Annotated in this window: 17 protein-coding genes; 11 read left to right on the top strand and 6 right to left on the bottom strand. The window is 63.1% G+C overall.

Annotated elements, in window-relative coordinates:
* Nucleotides 1-2: 2 nt before the first annotated feature.
* The 4 genes from AC02Y0_RS01290 to AC02Y0_RS01275 form a co-directional block, all read right to left on the bottom strand.
* Nucleotides 3-227 carry a hypothetical protein gene (locus AC02Y0_RS01290; RefSeq protein WP_476381779.1) on the bottom strand — a complete coding sequence of 75 codons (225 nt, stop codon included), beginning with the start codon at nucleotides 225-227 and terminating at the stop codon, nucleotides 3-5.
* A gap of 222 nt (nucleotides 228-449) precedes the next feature.
* Nucleotides 450-920 carry a chemotaxis protein CheW gene (locus tag AC02Y0_RS01285; protein ID WP_102018662.1) on the bottom strand — a complete coding sequence of 157 codons (471 nt, stop codon included), beginning with the start codon at nucleotides 918-920 and terminating at the stop codon, nucleotides 450-452.
* Between the two features lie 179 nt (nucleotides 921-1099).
* On the bottom strand, nucleotides 1100-1990 hold the full coding sequence (locus AC02Y0_RS01280) for a MarR family transcriptional regulator (protein WP_476381777.1): 891 nt from the start codon (nucleotides 1988-1990) through the stop codon (nucleotides 1100-1102).
* 112 nt (nucleotides 1991-2102) lie between these two features.
* Nucleotides 2103-2438, bottom strand: a complete 336-nt coding sequence (locus AC02Y0_RS01275; protein WP_444556062.1) for a TIGR01244 family sulfur transferase — start codon at nucleotides 2436-2438, stop codon at nucleotides 2103-2105.
* Between the two features lie 128 nt (nucleotides 2439-2566).
* On the opposite strand from AC02Y0_RS01275, the gene AC02Y0_RS01270 reads away from it, so the two are divergent.
* The 10 genes from AC02Y0_RS01270 to AC02Y0_RS01225 all read left to right on the top strand — a co-directional run bounded on the left by AC02Y0_RS01270 (nucleotide 2567) and on the right by AC02Y0_RS01225 (nucleotide 14212).
* A complete protein-coding gene (locus AC02Y0_RS01270; RefSeq protein ID WP_476381775.1) occupies nucleotides 2567-2884 on the top strand; it encodes an ArsR/SmtB family transcription factor in 318 nt (105 codons plus the stop codon).
* A gap of 102 nt (nucleotides 2885-2986) precedes the next feature.
* Nucleotides 2987-3187 carry a YgaP family membrane protein gene (locus tag AC02Y0_RS01265; RefSeq protein WP_476381774.1) on the top strand — a complete coding sequence of 67 codons (201 nt, stop codon included), beginning with the start codon at nucleotides 2987-2989 and terminating at the stop codon, nucleotides 3185-3187.
* Between the two features lie 10 nt (nucleotides 3188-3197).
* On the top strand, nucleotides 3198-4175 hold the full coding sequence (locus tag AC02Y0_RS01260; protein WP_476381772.1) for an efflux RND transporter periplasmic adaptor subunit: 978 nt from the start codon (nucleotides 3198-3200) through the stop codon (nucleotides 4173-4175).
* Nucleotides 4176-4228: 53 nt separating this feature from the next.
* Nucleotides 4229-7417 carry an efflux RND transporter permease subunit gene (locus AC02Y0_RS01255; RefSeq protein WP_476381770.1) on the top strand — a complete coding sequence of 1063 codons (3189 nt, stop codon included), beginning with the start codon at nucleotides 4229-4231 and terminating at the stop codon, nucleotides 7415-7417.
* Between the two features lie 139 nt (nucleotides 7418-7556).
* Nucleotides 7557-8594, top strand: a complete 1038-nt coding sequence (gene bchI, locus AC02Y0_RS01250) for a magnesium chelatase ATPase subunit I (RefSeq protein WP_476381768.1) — start codon at nucleotides 7557-7559, stop codon at nucleotides 8592-8594.
* Nucleotides 8587-10419: a VWA domain-containing protein gene (locus tag AC02Y0_RS01245; RefSeq protein ID WP_476381766.1), complete on the top strand. Its 1833-nt coding sequence runs from the start codon at nucleotides 8587-8589 to the stop codon at nucleotides 10417-10419. Before bchI ends, AC02Y0_RS01245 begins: the two co-directional genes overlap by 8 nt.
* Complete coding sequence (gene bchO / locus AC02Y0_RS01240; RefSeq protein ID WP_476381764.1) at nucleotides 10416-11324, top strand: alpha/beta fold hydrolase BchO; 909 nt, start codon at nucleotides 10416-10418, stop codon at nucleotides 11322-11324. Before AC02Y0_RS01245 ends, bchO begins: the two co-directional genes overlap by 4 nt.
* Nucleotides 11321-12892, top strand: a complete 1572-nt coding sequence (locus tag AC02Y0_RS01235) for a phytoene desaturase (RefSeq protein WP_476381762.1) — start codon at nucleotides 11321-11323, stop codon at nucleotides 12890-12892. The genes bchO and AC02Y0_RS01235 overlap by 4 nt, the downstream gene beginning before the upstream one ends.
* The gene (locus AC02Y0_RS01230; RefSeq protein ID WP_476381760.1) at nucleotides 12889-14055 is read left to right on the top strand and encodes a phytoene/squalene synthase family protein; all 1167 of its coding nucleotides are present in this window, start codon (nucleotides 12889-12891) and stop codon (nucleotides 14053-14055) included. Before AC02Y0_RS01235 ends, AC02Y0_RS01230 begins: the two co-directional genes overlap by 4 nt.
* Nucleotides 14048-14212 carry a hypothetical protein gene (locus AC02Y0_RS01225; RefSeq protein WP_476381759.1) on the top strand — a complete coding sequence of 55 codons (165 nt, stop codon included), beginning with the start codon at nucleotides 14048-14050 and terminating at the stop codon, nucleotides 14210-14212. The genes AC02Y0_RS01230 and AC02Y0_RS01225 overlap by 8 nt, the downstream gene beginning before the upstream one ends.
* Here AC02Y0_RS01225 and AC02Y0_RS01220 read toward each other — a convergent pair.
* Entirely contained in the window at nucleotides 14209-14988 is a 780-nt protein-coding gene (locus tag AC02Y0_RS01220; RefSeq protein WP_476381757.1) for a carotenoid 1,2-hydratase, read from the bottom strand. The genes AC02Y0_RS01225 and AC02Y0_RS01220 overlap by 4 nt on opposite strands.
* Nucleotides 14989-15056: 68 nt before the next feature.
* On the bottom strand, nucleotides 15057-16634 hold the full coding sequence (crtD, locus tag AC02Y0_RS01215) for a 1-hydroxycarotenoid 3,4-desaturase CrtD (protein WP_476381755.1): 1578 nt from the start codon (nucleotides 16632-16634) through the stop codon (nucleotides 15057-15059).
* Between the two features lie 115 nt (nucleotides 16635-16749).
* Between crtD and AC02Y0_RS01210 the strand changes: the two genes are divergently transcribed.
* A complete protein-coding gene (locus tag AC02Y0_RS01210) occupies nucleotides 16750-17616 on the top strand; it encodes a polyprenyl synthetase family protein (protein WP_476381753.1) in 867 nt (288 codons plus the stop codon).
* The last annotated feature ends 235 nt before the right edge of the window (nucleotides 17617-17851 follow it).

Here is a 17851-nt window from a genome sequence, read left to right as displayed (position 1 = left end):
TCTCAGTCTGACGATAGACGGATACGATGAGGGATCAGGGGCTGCTCGACGCGGGCAGTGCCTGCCCGACCTTCATCCGGACAGCGGTCGATGTTCCAATCCTGGACTTCGAGCTGGACGAGCGACTTCACCGCATCGAGCGACAACTCGCGCCCATGGGTGCCAGCAAGCGCGTCGCTGAGACGGCCCAGCAGGTCTTCGGTCAGGTTGTTCGGGGACTGCGTCACCTCGGTGCTCCTCTGACGACATCCTGCTACAAAGATGGGAACTGGGGAAGTCGTTCGCCACGCAAGCTGGGCTCAAACACTTAAAAAAGTCGCAATTCTCCGTGAGCGCGCCCCGGCGGCACAACTCTTTCGCGAGCCATGGCAAACAAAGTGTGACGATATCAAGAGCGCGGAATGATGGGGCAGAGAGGCTGAGCCACCCTGCCCGACCGACATTCTTGATCAGGCAGCCATGCCCCAGGCGGACGGATCGTCCTCACCGAACATGCGCTCGAGGCTGAGGAAGCAGATCATGCTCTTGTCATGCGCGATGATGCCGTCGGAGAAGGCGGCACTCGGGCCGGTCGCGGCCGGAAGCGGCTGCAGCGTGCTGCCAGCGACAGTCAGGATGTCCGAAACACCATCGACGAGAAGACCGACCGTCATGCCGTTGACTTCGGTGACAACCACGGCGCTGCGCTCCGTCGCCTGGGCGGCCGGCATGCCGAGCTTGACGGCGAGATCGACGATCGGAATGACCGTGCCGCGCAAGTTCATGACACCGAGGACTTCATAGGGCGAATGCGGAATCGGCGTCACCGGGGCCCAACCGCGAATTTCGCGGATGGACGTTGTCTTCACACAGAATTCCTGATGATGAAGCCGAAAGGCGATGATTTCGAGGGCATCAGCGGCATTCGACGTCGTATTCATCTGCAATTCCTCCTGCTGCAAGCCCGTGCCTGCTGGCACCTTGTCACGATGTTGATCAACCGGGCATCCCGGCGCGCAGAAACTGATTCTGCAATCTGTGAGCAATTTAGACCACCAGTAATTAAAGAATATCTAAATCAGAGCAGAGAATGCGCTGCTCCCTGTCGACGCGTCCACAGTCAGGCAGCCAGCGTTCGGAAATGGGCCATCTGGCCCGCAGCCCACCAGGCAAACTCGGTCAGCAACCGGTCGTCCACATCGCCGATCCTGCCTCCATGCAGCGTCAGCAGGCCGCGTTTCGTCGCAAGGGCAAGAACATTGCCCACATGCTGCCGCGAGACCTGAAACCGCTGCGAAAGCGCATCATAAGTGAGAGCGAGATCCCACGCCTCCCCTGCCTGCCGGGCAAGGTGAGCGCCCATGACGGCGCAGAGCATCAGGTAGCCGCTGTCGCGGCCGGTGAATTCGACGACCGTCTCGAATGGTGCAAACAGCACATCCTTCGACTGGAAAGCCTCTGTCGATCTGGCGATCAGCCTGGAAAGACGAGCCGTGTCGGCACTCAAGGCCTCGAACAGCGTGTGGTGTTCCAGCATGGCCTGCGACGCGAGGAAGGCGAGAGGCGAGCGGGCAATTTCAAGCACCAGCAAGGGGGTAGGCACCAACCGGATTTCGCGCCTGTCCCGCGCATTCTGATGGGCGACGACATAGCCTCCGGCCCTCAATCCCGCGATGAGGTCGCTGACCTGACGAGAGCTACCGGGAACCATCGTCTGCAACAAGGTCATGGTCGGCGCGGGACCGGTGCCGTCTTCAAAACGCGCTGCAAGCCCGATCAGCATGTAGCAGGTGATGTAGCGCATCTTCTGGGCGAAGATCTTGTTGGAAGGCCATCGGAAGGCGCTCGGCTCCACCATTCTCCGGCAATAGGCGAGCATCGCCCTGTCAAAGGCCGGATTGGCGAGCAAGGCACTCGCCATCAGCCAGACGGGCTCCCCGATGTGCTGCTCGACGCCGGGATGAACGACCGATAGCCGCTCCCGGTCAAGCTCGCCACGCAGTTGATCCATGAGCACACTCCAAACCAGAGATGCGCATTCAAGGCCATTTCGCCAGTCGCGTCGATTGGCAAATCTTGTAGTCGTCCCTAATGGAGAACCGCCTGATCCAGGCGCTTCGATCTCAGGGAGCGCGCTTCGCCATGTCATAGACGGCGGCGCAGCGCTGGCCGGACGCGCAGTAGGCGAGAATGGGGCCGGTCTGTTTTCCAAGAATGCTCTTGAGCTTTTCCGCCTGGTCTAGTGGCATGGAGCCTGGAACGACCGGCAGATAATGCGCCTCCAGTCCGGCTTCCTGCGCAGCATGGGCCACCTCGTCAAACGACGGCTGCCGGAAACCTTCGTTATCGGGTCGCATACAGACGACGGTCTTGAAGCCAAGGCCAGCGATCTCATTCAGCTGCGATGGGCTGATCTGCCCCGTCACATGAAAACTCGGATCGATACTGCGGATGCTCATGAACGGCTCCTTTGCCGGCTGAATGCCCATAACGGCGAGACTTTAGAGATAGCGTTTTTTATATATTTGTGGGAGCCGCTCTTTAGTCAACCCTTGCCAACCTTCTTTTCTAAGATATATTCGTATCTATGAAGATTGATCCTGAGCAGATGAAAGCTGGCGCTGACATGGCCAGCGAACTCCTGAAGTCGCTATCCAACCGATATCGACTGCTGATCCTGTGCCGGCTTGCCGATGGCGAGCATTCGGTCGGTCAACTGGCCGAATTTCTGGGCATTCGCGACAGCACCGTCTCTCAGCATCTGGCGCTTCTGAGGCGCGAAAAGATCATCGCCGGTCGGCGTGACGGACAGACGATCTGGTACCGGATCGAGAGCGAACCGGCACGCGCCGTGATCGGCACCCTCTACAACAGTTTCTGCAAAACGGACGATTGCACCGTGTGACGGCATTGGTCGTGGCTTGAACAACCACACCGCCTGCGACTTGACATCCGTTTATCTGATATATACGTACTATCGTAGATATGTATCTTAAAGGAGAAAAACATGTCGATTGATCGCGCTGTTCTGGCCTTTGCCGGCATCATGGTTCTGGTTTCTCTGCTGCTGACCCACTTCGTCCATCCAGGCTTCGTCTGGTTCACCGCTTTCATCGGCGTGAACATGCTACAGTCCGCCTTCACCGGCTTTTGTCCAGCCGCCATGATTTTCCGCAAGCTGGGCCTTCGCCCCGGCACAGCATTCTGAGGATCCGATCATGCAGAAAACCGCCTTCATCGCTCTCATCGCCGCCATGACGGCAGCAGGACTGACAGCCGTACAAGCGGCGGATCTGAGGCTTGAGGCCGTGAGCATACCGGAGATGAAGGCGGTCTATGGCCAGATCCAGCCGCGCAACAGCGTCCTTGCGCGCGCAAGGCTTGGCGGCACCATCGTGACGCTGAATGTCACCGAAGGCGACCTCGTCAAGGCCGGCGACGTGATCGCCGAAGTGAAGGACGACAAGATCGACTTCCAGATCAAGGCGGTCGACGCCCAGCTTCAGGGCCTCAACGCGTCGATGAACGATGCTCAGGTCGAACTTGACCGTGCGGACAGACTGGTCCGCAGCGGTGCCACCAGCACCCAGCGCCTCGACCAGTTGAGAACCCAGCTAGATGTCATCACCAATCAGGTCCGCCAGGCCGAGGCCCAGCGCTCCCTCCTCGTGCAGCAGACCTCGGAGGGAGCAGTTCTCGCCCCCTCCGACGGTCGGGTCATCTCGGTTCCGGTAACCAGCGACGCCGTCGTCATGGCCGGCGAGACCGTCGCTACCATCGCCGGTGGCGGCTTCTTCCTGCGGCTCGCGATTCCGGAACGCCACGCCCACGAACTATCCCAGGGCGCGCCGATCCGGATCGAGGCTGGCGGCGAGACGCTGGAGGGCGAACTCGTGAAGATCTATCCGCAGATCGAGGGCGGCCGCGTTACCGCCGATGTCGAGGTCGAAGGTCTCGATACCGATTTCGTCGCAGCCCGCGTCCTGGTCGAACTGCCGGTTGGCGAGCGCCAGGCGCTGCTAGTGCCAACCGCAAGCCTCACCAACCGCGCCGGCATCGACTTCGTTGCAGTCCGTGAAGGCGAAGCCATCGTGGAACGCGCCGTAGTGGCCGGTGAGACAATCGCGTTCGAGGGCGCCCCCAAAATCGAGATCCTGTCCGGCCTCGCAGCCGGTGATGTCGTGGTGACGAAATGACAAACCCCAATCACAATCCCCCGGGGGCTGGCGAGCCAGACGACGATACCCCGATGAGAAATCTGGGCATTGCCGGCAATCTGACGCGCGCCTTCATCAAGTCGCCGCTCACACCGCTCTTCCTGATCGCCGCCTTCGCCTTCGGCCTCGTCGCGCTGCTCACGCTGCCCCGCGAGGAAGAACCACAGATCTCCGTGCCCATGGTCGACATCATCGTCCAGGCACCCGGCCTGCGAGCTGATGATGCCCAGAAGCTGATCTCCGAGCCGCTGGAAACGATCGTCAAGAGCATCAACGGCGTCGAGCATATCTACTCCCAGTCCATGGACAACATGGTCATGGTGACTGCTCGTTTCCTGGTCGGCACCTCATCCGACACCGCCGTACTGCGCGTTCATGACAAGGTCCGCGCCAACATCGACCGCATTCCGGTCGGCATCGCCGAACCCAAGGTGGTCGGGCGCGGCATCGATGACGTCGCGATCGTCACCCTCACCTTTTCCCCGACGAAGGATGCCAGCGGCCATGTCGGCCCCAACGACCTGACCCGCATCGTCCGCGAGGTTCGCAACGAAGTCGCCAAGGTCGAGGATGTCGGCCTGACCTATGTTGTCGGCGAGACCAACGAGATCATCCGCATATCGCCACAGCCGGAAAAGCTGGCGCTCTATGGCATTACCCTGCAGCAACTCGCCGGAAAGGTCGGCGGGGCCAATACCGCCATGCCCGCCTCGCAGGTGCGCGAACAGGGCCGCCAGATCGACGTGATCGCCGGCGAGACCCTGTCCACACCGGCCGAGATCGGCAACCTGCTGCTAACCGCCCGCGATGGTCGCCCGGTCTATGTCCGAGATGTCGCCACGATAGACTTTGCCACCGACACCAGCGAAGCCCTGGTTTCGACGCTGCGCAAGGACGGGGAGACTGTCGAACGCGTGCCCTCGGTGACGCTGGCCATCGCCAAGCGCGCCGGATCAAACGCCGTCGTGGTGGCCGAGACCATCCTTGCGCGCGTCGAAGCCCTGGAAGGCAAGCTGATCCCCGAAGACATCCATGTCGAGGTGACCCGGAACTACGGCGAAACAGCGGACGAAAAGGCGAACGAACTCCTTTACCACCTCGCCCTCGCGACCGTTTCGATCATCGCACTCGTCTGGCTGGCGATCGGCCGACGCGAAGCCTTGGTCGTCGCGATTGTCATTCCCGTGACGATCCTGCTCACCCTGTTTGCCTCGCGCCTGATGGGCTACACGCTGAACCGCGTCTCGCTCTTTGCGCTCATCTTCTCGATCGGCATTCTCGTCGATGACGCGATCGTCGTCATCGAGAACATCGCCCGCCACTGGGGCATGGGCGACAAGCGCTCGCGCCGCCGCAGCGCCATCGAGGCCGTCGCCGAAGTCGGCAATCCGACCATCGTCGCGACCCTGACGGTCGTCGCCGCCCTCCTGCCGATGCTCTTCGTCTCCGGCATGATGGGCCCCTATATGAGCCCGATCCCCGCCAATGCATCGGCAGCGATGGTCTTCTCCTTCTTCGTCGCGGTCATGGTCACCCCTTGGCTGATGCTGAAGGTCGCGGGCAATGCGCCCGTCCACGCCCATGAGGATCACGAGACGGGTGGCAAACTTGGGCGGCTCTATGCCGCGACTGCCCGCCCCATCCTCGCCACCAAGACGCGCAGCTGGATCTTCCTCGCTCTGGTCGGCCTGCTGACACTCGGATCGCTCAGCCTCTTCTACACCAAGCATGTCACGATGAAGCTCCTGCCCTTCGACAACAAGTCGGAACTGCAGGTGACCATCGACCTGCCGGAAGGCTCGTCCGTCGAGGCGACCGATGCGATTGCCCAGGCCGTCGGCCGCACCGTCCTAGATATGCCGGAAGTGGTCTCCGTGCAGACCCATGCCGGCACGGCCGCCCCTTTCAACTTCAACGGCCTCGTGCGCCACGCCTATATGCGCGCAGCCTCCTATCAGGGAGACGTCGCGATCAACCTGACGCCGAAGTCGGAACGCGACCGTTCGAGCCACGATATCGCCCTCGACATCCGCCAGAAGATTGCATCGATCACGACGCCCGAACGCACCAGCCTCAAGGTCGTCGAGCCCCCACCGGGCCCGCCCGTCATGGCAACCCTGCTCGCGGAAATCTATGGCCCGACGCCCGAAATCCGTCGCGCCGTGGCCGCCAAGGTCGAGGCGGCCTTCCGCTCGGTCCCCTTCATCGTCGATGTCGACAATTCCTATGGTGTCGAAGCCCAGCGCAAGCGACTGGTGATTTCCACCGACGACGCAGAATTCTACCGCGTCGAGGAAGGCGATGTCTTCGACACGATCGCGATCCTGTCGAATGGCAAGACCATCGGCTACTCGCATCGCGGCGATGGCCGTCCGCCGATCCCGATCCGCCTGGAGCGGGCAAAGGGCGACAAGGTCATCGATGAGCGCTTCCTCTCGACCCCGATGCCAGCCAATGTCTTACCCGGCGACAAGGGCGTGGTCGAACTCGGCGATGTCGTACGTGTTCTCGACGAGAAGACGACACTGCCGATCTTCCGCCACAACGGCATCAACGCCGAAATGGTGACCGCCGAACTGGCTGGCGACTTCGAAGCCCCGCTCTACGGCATGCTCGCCGTGCAGGAAGCGATTGATGCGCAGGACTGGACGGGCCTTCCCAAGCCGGTGATCTCGCTCAACGGTCAGCCGACCAACGAGGACGAGGCAACGCTTCTCTGGGATGGCGAATGGGAAGTGACCTGGGTGACCTTCCGCGACATGGGCGCCGCCTTCATGATCGCGCTGCTCGGCATATACATCCTCGTCGTCGCCCAGTTCGGCTCGTTCAAGGTGCCGCTGGTGATCCTCACACCTGTACCGCTGACCTTCATCGGCATCCTCGGGGGCCACTGGCTCTTCGGCGCGCCCTTCTCGGCGACCTCGATGATCGGGTTCATCGCGCTCGCCGGCATCATCGTGCGTAATTCGATCCTGCTGGTGGATTTCATCCGCCATGCCGATCACACCGGCAAGACGCTGACGGATGTGCTGATCGAGGCAGGCTCGATCCGCTTCAAGCCGATCCTGCTGACGGCGCTCGCCGCCATCATCGGTGCCGCGGTCATCCTGACAGACCCGATCTTCCAGGGCCTGGCGATCTCGCTGCTCTTCGGCCTGATCTCCTCGACGCTGCTGACGGTGCTGGTCATTCCGGCGATCTACCGGGTGCTGCGGACCTGAAAGCATAATGAGATCGAAAACGCATGGCCGCGCCGCAAGCGCGGCCATTTGCGTTGGGGCACAAGATTCTCGACAAACCCTCTTCAAAGAGACATCAAAAAGTGTAAACTAAATTTGACACTCGAACTGAGGCAGACCTATGGCCCAACCCTTCCCATTCGCTGCCATCGTGGCACAGGAGGACATGAAGAAGGCCCTCCTGATGGCAGCGGTCGAACCTCTGTTGGGCGGGGTTCTCATTTTCGGCGATCGCGGCACGGGAAAATCGACAGCCGTCCGGGCCCTGACCGAACTGCTACCGCCCATCGAAACGCGCACCGGCTGCCGCTACAACTGCCTGCCCGCCGAACCCCAATCCGCCTGCACCGCCTGCAATCCGGCATCAGGTTTGAAAGCCCCGCCGATCGTCAAGCATCGGGCGCCGATGATCGACCTGCCACTCGGCGCGACAGAAGACCGTGTCTGCGGCTCGCTCGACATCGAAAAGGCGCTCGTGGCAGGCGAAAAGCACTTCGAGCCAGGCCTGCTCGCCGCCGCCAACAGGGGCTTCCTCTACATCGACGAGATCAACCTGCTGGAGGATCATCTGGTTGATCTCCTGCTCGATGCAGCAGCCTCTGGTGTCAATGTCGTGGAACGTGAGGGCCTGAGCATCCGCCATGCTGCGCGCTTCGTTCTGGTCGGCAGTGGCAATCCGGAAGAAGGCGATCTCAGACCGCAATTGCTCGATCGCTTCGGTCTGTCGGTCGATGTCCGCACCATCGATGACCTTGACCAACGCATTGAAGTCATCCGCCGCCGCGACGCCTATGAGACAGACCCGGCTGCCTTTGTCAGGCTCTGGGCCAAGCGCGACGCCACGATCGGTCGCCGCGTCGTTGCAGCCCGCAAGATTATTCGCCAGGTCGAGATCCCCGATCATGTGGTTATGCGCATGTCGCAGCTCTGTCTGAGGCTCGGCATCGATGGCATGCGAGGCGAGCTGACGCTGATGCGGGCAAGCCGCGCGGCAGCCGCCCTTGCAGGCCGCAAACTCGCGACTTGGGACGATGTCGCGGAAATTGCGCCGATGGTGCTCTGCCATCGCCTGCGCCGCGACCCGCTCGACGACGCTGGATCGAGCCCAAGGGTGGAACGCGCGCTCGCGACCATCAGCGACAACAACGCCCATGGCTGAACTCGGCCCCCACGAAGCCTTCGAACAGGCACTCGACATCAGAGGTTCGGAGCTTTTGGCCGACGCCCTTCTGGCAATAGAGCTGCTCTGCATCGGCGGGTCCGGCATCGGAGGGCTCTGGCTGAAGGCGCGTGCGGGCGGCGTGCGTGACCTGTTCCTCGAAAGGCTGCAACAGCACCTGGGCCACGGGCAGTCCTGGACAAGACTGCCGCCGGGAACCTCAATCGCCAACCTGATTGGCGGTGTCGATCTCGCAGCAACCGCAAAACTCGGACATCTGGTGCGCCAGCCTGGCCTTCTAGCGAGAGCCGAAGGCGGCATTCTGCTGATCCCCATGGCCGAGCGTCTGGATCCAGCGATAGCAGCGCTCGTGGCCCGAGGCATGGACGAACCAGCTGCGTCCGGCCATATGGTGATTGCCCTGGACGAATCCCTTGATGACGAGGCGCCCTTGTCCGGCCTCATCGGCGACCGCCTCGCCCTGCGCGTCGATCTCGACGGCATCGGTTGGCACCACGTGGAAAGCAATCTGCCAGAAGGCGCAACCCTGACCCAACCGCATTCGGCCTGGCGCAACGTTTCGATCGACGACCGGTTGCTGAAGGGGCTTGCCGCCCTCTCCTTGAGCACCGGCCACCGCTCGCCGCGGATACTTGGCCACCTTGTACGCACCGCCCGGCTGCTTGCCTGCCGTGATGATCGCGCAGCCGTCGCGGAAGGTGATGTGCTGACAGCCCTTCGCCTCTGCCTCGGCATCCGTCTTTCTCCGGTGAGCGATCAGCCACCGGAAGAACCCGAAACCTCGCCGCCCGAGCAGCGCGACCAAGCGCCAGCGGAACCGGCGCCCACGACCGAAGCCGTGGAGCCGAAGCCCGAAGCCGAAACCACGGCGCCGTCGCGTCTCGACGACCTGACCGAAATGCTGGCCGCAGTTCAGGCCGGCACGCTTTCGGCCGACCCTTGGCTGTCGATCTGCCTGCGTCCGACGCGCAGTTCTGGTCTTGCGGGCAAATCCGGTGGCGTTCGCAAGAATGCGAGGCGCGGTCGCCCCTTCGGCATCGGCCTTACTCCACCCCATGCGGAGGCCCGTCCGGACATTGTAGCCACCCTGCGCGCGGCGGCGCCTTTCCAGAAGATCAGGGCCGCACAACGCCGCGCCCTAAGCGCGCCTGGCACGACGCCATCAGGGCAAACGACGACCCCACGCGCCTTCGTCACGCGCGACGATTTCCGCTATGTGCGTCTGCGCCACGCCGCCCCATCGACGGCGATCTTTGTCGTTGATGCCTCCGGCTCCACCGCGCTTGAGCGCCTCGGCGAAACCAAGGGCGCCATAGAGCAATTGCTGGCCCGGTGTTATGTCCGTCGCGACGAAGTCGCCCTGATTGCGTTCAGAGGCACCGGTGCAGACCTGCTTCTCCCCCCGACGCGCTCCTTGACCGCCGCCAAGCGCAAGCTCGCCGGGCTTCCCGGCGGCGGCCCGACACCGCTCGCGGCTGGCCTCAAGGCGGGACTGGAACTGGCGCTTTCGGTCGAGCGCCGGGGCAGCAGCCCCGTCCTCGTGCTCTTGACCGACGGCAGCGGCAACATCGCACTCGACGGCACAGCCGACCGCACGCTCGCGGCAGAGGAACTGACGCGGCTTGCCGCGACATGCAAGAGCCGGCAGACGCGCACCATCTGTATCGACATCGCACGGCGGCCACGCGAAAGCGTGACGAACCTCGCCCGCATGCTGGGCGCCGACCTGCATGTACTGCGGCAGGCCGATGCCGGCCGCGTGTCGCACCTGGTCGATCTTTCCATGCGGGAGGGTCGAACATGATGAGCGGGCGCGAGCGGCTGGACTGGCAAACGGATGGTCGCAACTGGCCCCATCGCAGCGCGAGCCGCTTCGTGCAGACCGCATCCTTCGACTGGCATGTGCAGATCACCGGACCTGATAATGCACCCATCATCCTGCTTCTGCATGGAACAGGCGCCGCCTCGCATTCCTGGCGCAACATCCTTCCGCTTCTGTCGAGCCGCTTCCGGATTGTTGCCCCCGATCTGCCCGGCCATGGCTTTACCCGTCCGCGCGGATCCGCCGACCTTTCTCTCCCGGGCATGGTCAGGGCACTCAGCGAGCTCGTTGCAACGCTCGAACGCTGCCCGGCCGTCATTCTCGGACACTCCGCAGGCGCAGCGATCGCGGTCGCACTGGCAGCCGATCAGGCCTCAGCCGTGCCGCGCCATGTTGTCGGCATCAACGGCGCCTTCCTGCCGATCCGCGGCAACGCCTTGTTTTCGCCGCTCGCCAAGGCGCTTTTTGCCAATCCCTTTTCGGCCTCGATGTTCTCGATGCTGGCGCGCGCGACCCCGCTCGGCGGCAATCTGCTGACGGCCACCGGCTCATCAATCGACGAAGAGGGCAAGGCGATCTATCGCGTGCTGCTCGCCTCGCCCGCCCATGTGCGGGGCGCACTCGGCATGATGGCAGCCTGGGACCTGACCCGGTTCGACACCACGTTGCGCCGCCTTCCCTTTCCCATGACGCTGATCGCCGCCCGCGATGACCCGATGGTGCCGATCGCCAATTCCAGCCATGCAGCGCGACAAGCCCCAGGCAGTCGGCTGATCCTCACCGAGCGGGGCGGCCACCTCTTGCACGAATGCCGTGCAGCAGAGGTCGCCAAATGGCTTGACGAGGTGGTGAGCGAACAGAAATCCAACGGAGCGGATGCAGCATGAACATCGCAGGCCGCTTTCCCAAACCGAAAACCCCACCCGCCGACAACAGGCCACACGCCGTCATCATCGGCGCCGGCGTCGGCGGGCTCACAACCGGCGCATTGCTAGGCGCCAAGGGCTATCGCGTCACGATCCTCGATCCGCTCGACGAGCCCGGCGGACGCGCCTACGCACATCGCCAGGACGGCTTCACCTTCGATGCCGGCCCCACCATCATCACCGCCCCATGGCTTTTCGAAAACCTCTGGCGCGATTGCGGCGGCAGGCTGAGCGACGATGTCGACCTCCACCCCAACACGCCCTTCTATCGGGTGCGTTACGATGACGGCACGGTCTTCGACTACTCCGGCGACCGCGAGGCGATGGAAGCCCAGATCGCAAGAATTGAGCCGAAGGACGTCGCCGGCTACCGCAGCTTCCTTGACGAGAGCCGCCGCATTTACGAGGTCGCCTTTGAGCAGCTCGCGCACAAGCCCTTCCACAGCCTGCTCTTCACGGCAAAGACGCTTGCCCGCCTCGTCCGCCTGGGCGGCTATCGCTCGGTCTACTCGGTCGTCTCGAAACACTTCCGCAGCGACAAGCTGCGCACGCTCTTTTCGTTTCATCCGCTGCTGATCGGCGGCAACCCGTTTTCTGCCACCTCCTTTTATTGCCTGATTGCCCATCTGGAGGGGAAATACGGCGTGCATTACGCAGTCGGGGGCACCAATGCCCTCGTGCGCGGCATCGCCTCGCTGGTGACCCGCAATGGCGGCCGCATCCGGCTCCAGGAGACGGTCGTCGAAATCGAAACCGAAGGCAGCAGAGCCACTGGCGTCAGATTGGCGTCCGGCGAGCGCATCGCCGCAGACATCGTGGTCTCCAACGCTGATCCTGCGACCACCTATGGAGAATTGTTGAAAGCTCACCCACGCCGCCGCTGGACAGACGCCAAGCTCGCGCGGGGCGACTATTCGATGAGCCTCTTCGTCTGGTATTTCGGCACCAGCCGCCGGTATGACGATGTCTTGCATCACACCATGCTTTTCGGACCGCGCTACAAGGGGCTGCTCGACGACATCTTCAGGAAGCACCGCCTCGCCGAGGACTTCAGTCTCTACTTGCATCGCCCAACGGCAAGCGACCCATCACTTGCACCGGCGGGCTGCGATGCCTTCTACGTCTTGAGCCCGGTCCCGAACCTCGCAAGTGGGACAGACTGGACAGAGACGGCCGAACACTACCGGCGCAAGATCGAAAAGCGGCTGGAAGAGACCGTCCTTCCGGATCTGTCGCGCCACATCGTCACCTCCCGCATCGCCACGCCGATGGATTTCCGGGATCGTCTCCTGTCCTGGCAGGGGGCCGCGTTTGCGCTTGAGCCGAAGCTCTTCCAGAGTGCCTGGTTCCGTCCGCACAATAAGAGCGAAGAACTCGACAACCTCTTCCTCTGCGGTGCGGGCACCCACCCGGGAGCAGGCCTGCCCGGCGTCGTCTCCTCCGCTCGCATCGTTGCCGATCTCGTGCCCGACCCGGCCACCATCATGGCCGAAACCTGGGAAGCCCAGGCAAGGAGGAAAAGCCCATGATCGCGTCCGATACGGCTCGGGAGCAACTGCTCGCCCGTCCCCTCGCCCGCCGCCCGATTTCGCTCAACTACGGCTTTTCCGGCGACTACGAGGACGAAAAGGCGTGTTCCGCCGCAATCAGACGCGGCTCGAAATCCTTTCATCTGGCGTCCCTGCTGCTGCCAGCCTCCACACGCCAGGCGGCCCGCGCGCTCTATGCCTTCTGCCGCCATTCCGACGATCTGATCGATGACCCCAAAAGCGGCATGCCGGCCCTTCTCCGGCTGCGACAGCGCCTCGACCTGATCTATGCCGGCGAGCCAGCCCCTTTTGCCTGCGACCGGGCCTTTGCCCGTGTGGTGCACGATCATGCAATCCCCAAGCCGGTGGTCGAGGCCCTGCTCGATGGCTTCGCCATGGACCTCGAAGGCCAGCGACACGAAACCATCGAGGACGTGAAGGCCTATGCAACCTGCGTCGCCTCAAGCGTCGGGTTGATGATGGCCTGCGTGATGGGCGTGCGCGACCGGGCTGCCCTTGCCCGCGCCGCGGATCTTGGCATTGCGATGCAGCTGACCAATATTGCCCGTGACGTCGGCGAGGATGCGAGAAACGGCAGGCTCTATCTGCCGCTCGAATGGCTCGACGAACATGGGATCGATGGAGCAGCCTTTTTGCGCAACCCGCAACACAGCGAAGCATTGGGAGTGGTCGTTCAACGTCTGCTTGACGAGGCAGCCCGCCACTATCGGCTCGGCCATGCCGGCATTCGCTGCCTGCCGAAGTCCTGCCGACACGCGATCCGCACAGCTGCCCTCGTCTACGAGGCGATCGGCGAGGATATCGCAGCCAACGACTACGACAGCGTCTCGAGACGCGCGACCACCGGCCTTGGAAAGAAGATCGGCCTCATGATCAAAGCAAGGGGCGAGGACAGCAGATGGACGGCAACGGCAGTGCGCGATCTGCATGCCTCGACTGAAATCGTCGCACGGGATCTGGTCACCTTGAGCGGGGCCGCGCGGGACGCCGAGCCCGAGCAGCAAGCGACCACCTCGCTGGCGGCAAAGGACAATACGATCGGGCGGGTGACGGACATACTCCTGCGTCTTCACGCGGATGCCCGGGCAGAGGCCCGCGAACGCCGGCGCGCCGCGCGAGAAAAGGTGGCGAGCCTTGCTTGAAAACTATTTCGGGATCATCGAAGCGATATTCGTCTTCAGCCTGGCGATTGCCTTCTACGTCTGGCAGATGCGCGACCTGAAGAAAGAAAAGCTGAAGGCTGAGGCCCGCGCCCGTGAGGCCGAGCGAGAGGTCCATGGAGAAGCCACACAGGACTAACCCCGACGCGGCATACGGAACGGCAGCATCAGCTTGACCAGAGGCATGGCAAGCCGCTGACAGTCCAGCGTCTCATGCATCATGAGGACCCGGTCGCCAGAGATAGCCGTCTCCACCAGCGAGCGCCGGTAAAAGGGCGTGTCCTCGTAGGCGCCGAGCAATTCGGGCGTCGTTCCCTCATCGCAGGCGACACCCCCACCGACACCCCAGAAGCCACGCTTCAGCAACCGCCGCGCCGGTGGTTCGAAGTGGCTGACCGCGCCGCGGTCGGTGTAGACGAGACCCGACCGTCTATTGTCCCCGTCCGCCAGCACTGAATCGTAAAGCAGCACGGTGCGACCGTCGGCTGTTGTGCCGCGAGCCCAGTCCCACCCCTGGAAATCCTCTTCCAAGGGACGGTTGCCATGGTTCATGTCGTGGTAACCGTCTCCGGACCAGCCGCCATCTTGCATGGCGTCGCAGGAGACGGTGACGCGCCCGCATGGCGCAACGGGCTTCCAGGCATGGCGACCGGCGGCATCGAGCAGATATGTCTGATCCGCCAGGAATGCTGGCGCAAGACGGATTCCCCCGCGCATGCGTTTCGGCAACCACCGTTGCCCTGGCCAGGGCAGGAAGACCTCATCGAAGGCGATGACGAAATCAGACCCGTCGAAACGCAGGGAACTGCCGCCGATCTGCAGGACGGATTTGCCGCGATGAAGGTGACGCTGGGAGCGCTCCGTCATCGCCCAGGCATGTCCGTCCGGCCCATAGAGCGCGACATTGAAGGCCACATGGTTCTCCGGAGTTTTCCGACCGGACCAGTGGTAGTAGGGCGAAAAAACCGAACCTATGAAGGCGATTACCGTGAAGGCGAAGCGCCCGCAGTCGCTCGTTCCGTCGATATACCACCAGTGATAGCCGCCGGCAGGGACCGCCTGGTCAAAGGCCGGTCCGCCATCAACCGTTCGGCCGCGAGTTTCCCCGATAGGGCCGCCATCGGCAGGCCCGGCCCCGGATGCACGCTGCCCCCCGCCAGATAGAGACCCGGCACCGGCCCCTGCGAGCCCGGCCGCGCGAAGGACGCCATCCAGCCGTGAGAGGCCATCCCGTATAGGGCCCCGCCCGTTCCCGGATAAAGGGTCGCGAAACGGTCCGGCGTCGTGATGTCCGCCGCCGCCTGGCTCATCGAGAGCGTCAGCCCGTTCAGCTCCAGACGGTGTTCCATGGTCTTCAGACATGTGCTGACCTCGCTTTCATGGAAACGACGGCGATCGCCGTCCGCCGGCAGGTTCATCAGGGCGTAGATGCGTTCAGGACCCGCATGCCCAGCTGAGAGCCGACCTGCGGCATCGCGATCCTGGGCACAGAGGTAGACGGTCGGGTCGGAGGGGGCTTCGCGACGTTTGAAGATCGCCTCGAATTCGCGCTCGTAATCATCGGAAAAGAAGACCGTGTGATGCGCGATCGGCACGCCGGACAGTTCCGCGAGGCTGCAAGACACGAGGGCCGACAGCGACCGCTGCGCCTGAGCGCGGGTTGGATCGGGGGGCGGGACACCGATCAATCTGGGAAGCGCTGCAACATCGCCATTGTAGATGATCTGCCGCGCATCGAGCTTGCGCCCCGTCCGGGTCACGACGCCTGATAACGCACGCCTGGACGGATCGATGACGATTTCGCTGACGGCATCGCCATATCGGAACTCCACGCCAAGCTCGACGGCCAGAGCTGCGAGCCGTTGCGCGAGTGCCCGGATGCCACCTTGCACCGTCCAGACACCCTCCTGCTCGACATGCGCGACCAGCATCAGCGTGGCGGGAGAAAGATAGGGCGACGAACCGCAATAGGTTGCGTACCGCCCGAAGAGCTGGCGAAGCCGGGCATCGGCAAAATAGCCTCCCAGCGCAGACCAGAGTGTCGCGAATGGCTTGATCGCGAGAAGCGCACCGGGACGGGCAAGGCCAATGCGGCGCGAGAGCGAGACCGGGTTGGGTCTCGACGCATCGATGAAGCTGTCCTTTAACACCTCGAAAGTCCGGCGGCTGTCCGCCGCAAACCGACGATAGCCTTCGGCCTCTCGCCGACCGGCAAAGTCGGCAATGGCACGAATGGTTTCCTGCGGATCGGCATAGAGATCGAGCGCTGCCCCTCCGCGCCAATAGTGCCTGGCAATCACCGTGGATGGAACGAGCGAAAGCTCCTGGTCGATCGAGCGTCCGGCCGCAGCGAACAGCGCGTCGAAGACCCATTTCATGGTCAGCACCGTCGGTCCGCCGTCGAAACCGTGTCCGGCAACCTCGACGCGGCGCATCTTGCCACCCGCTTCGGCCTGAGCCTCAAGGACCACAACGCGATATCCGGCAGCCGCCAGCCGCACGGCGGCCGCAAGGCCGGCCATGCCCGCCCCGATCACCGCAACGGTATCATCGGTTGCCATGGACAAGTTCCTCTCCTTTGCACGGTTGACATACAGTCCACATGTGTCAATCTTGATTTACACATTATTCAGTTGCTCAAAATTTACAACTGCGCATTCCCTGGAGGTGAGCCTGATGGATTTTCCCGAGCGCATCGAAGCCGGCATGCAGCGCAGCCTGCGCTACGCAACCGCCAACGGATGTCCGCCGATCCTGGCGAAAGCCTTGAAACATGCGGTGTTTCCCGGAGGTGCGCGCATCCGGCCCCGTCTTTGCCTTGCCGTCGCTGCCGCCTGCGGTGACCGCGAGCCGCACGCCGCCGACAGTGCTGCCGTGGCCATTGAGCTGCTGCATTGCGCGTCACTGGTCCATGACGACATGCCATGCTTCGACAACGCGATGACAAGGCGTGGCTCGCCCAGCGTGCATGCCCAATTTGGCGAGGAGATCGCCCTGCTGGTCGGGGACGGCCTGATCATTGCCGCCTTCGAGACGGTCGCGCGAGAAACGCAACAGACCCCGCTTCTGACCGCGCCCTTGATCGCAACCATCGCCAATGCGGTGGGCAGCCCCTATGGCCTCGTCGCCGGTCAGGCCTGGGAGAGCGAGCCGGAAATCAACATCACCGCCTATCACCGTGCCAAGACAGCATCGCTCTTCAGCGGCGCAGTATCGACCGGCGCCATCGCCTCGGGCGGCAATCCACGCGAATGGCTGGTGCTGGCAGATGCACTCGGCGCCGCCTATCAGGTGGCAGACGACCTCTATGATGCCGTCGGGCAATCGGAGGCCGGCAAGCCAGCGGGCCAGGACAGCCGCAACGGCAAGCCCAATATTGTCGCCAGCATCGGCCTGGAGGCCGCACTCGCCCGCCTGAAGAGTCTGGTGGCAGAGGCGGTCGACAGCGTGCCGGACTGCCCGGGTGCCGATGCATTCCGCTCGATGATCCGCAACGAAGCGACCCGGCTGATGCCGAAGACGCTCGCAACCAGCGCTGCGTGACGCCATGGATACCGGCGGCGGAAGAGGCTTGAAGGCCAGCCCGCCGATCGGCAACACCGTGGATAGCCCACGCCAGATGCCAGGTATCCTCCGATCGCTATCGATCAGGATGCGGCTATGGCGAAACAGACAGATCGGCTCACCCCGATTTCGTGCGCTGATCTCCCGCCTGCCTCTTCTGCGGTTGGTCGCAAACGCGAAGGCGAACCAGCTTTTCCGGCTGACAAGCGGTTTT

It is taken from the genome of Allorhizobium sp. nf9_anc (assembly GCF_056323085.1).
Note: the sequence above shows the minus strand (reverse complement) of the source record. Positions and strands in the feature narration are given on the sequence as shown.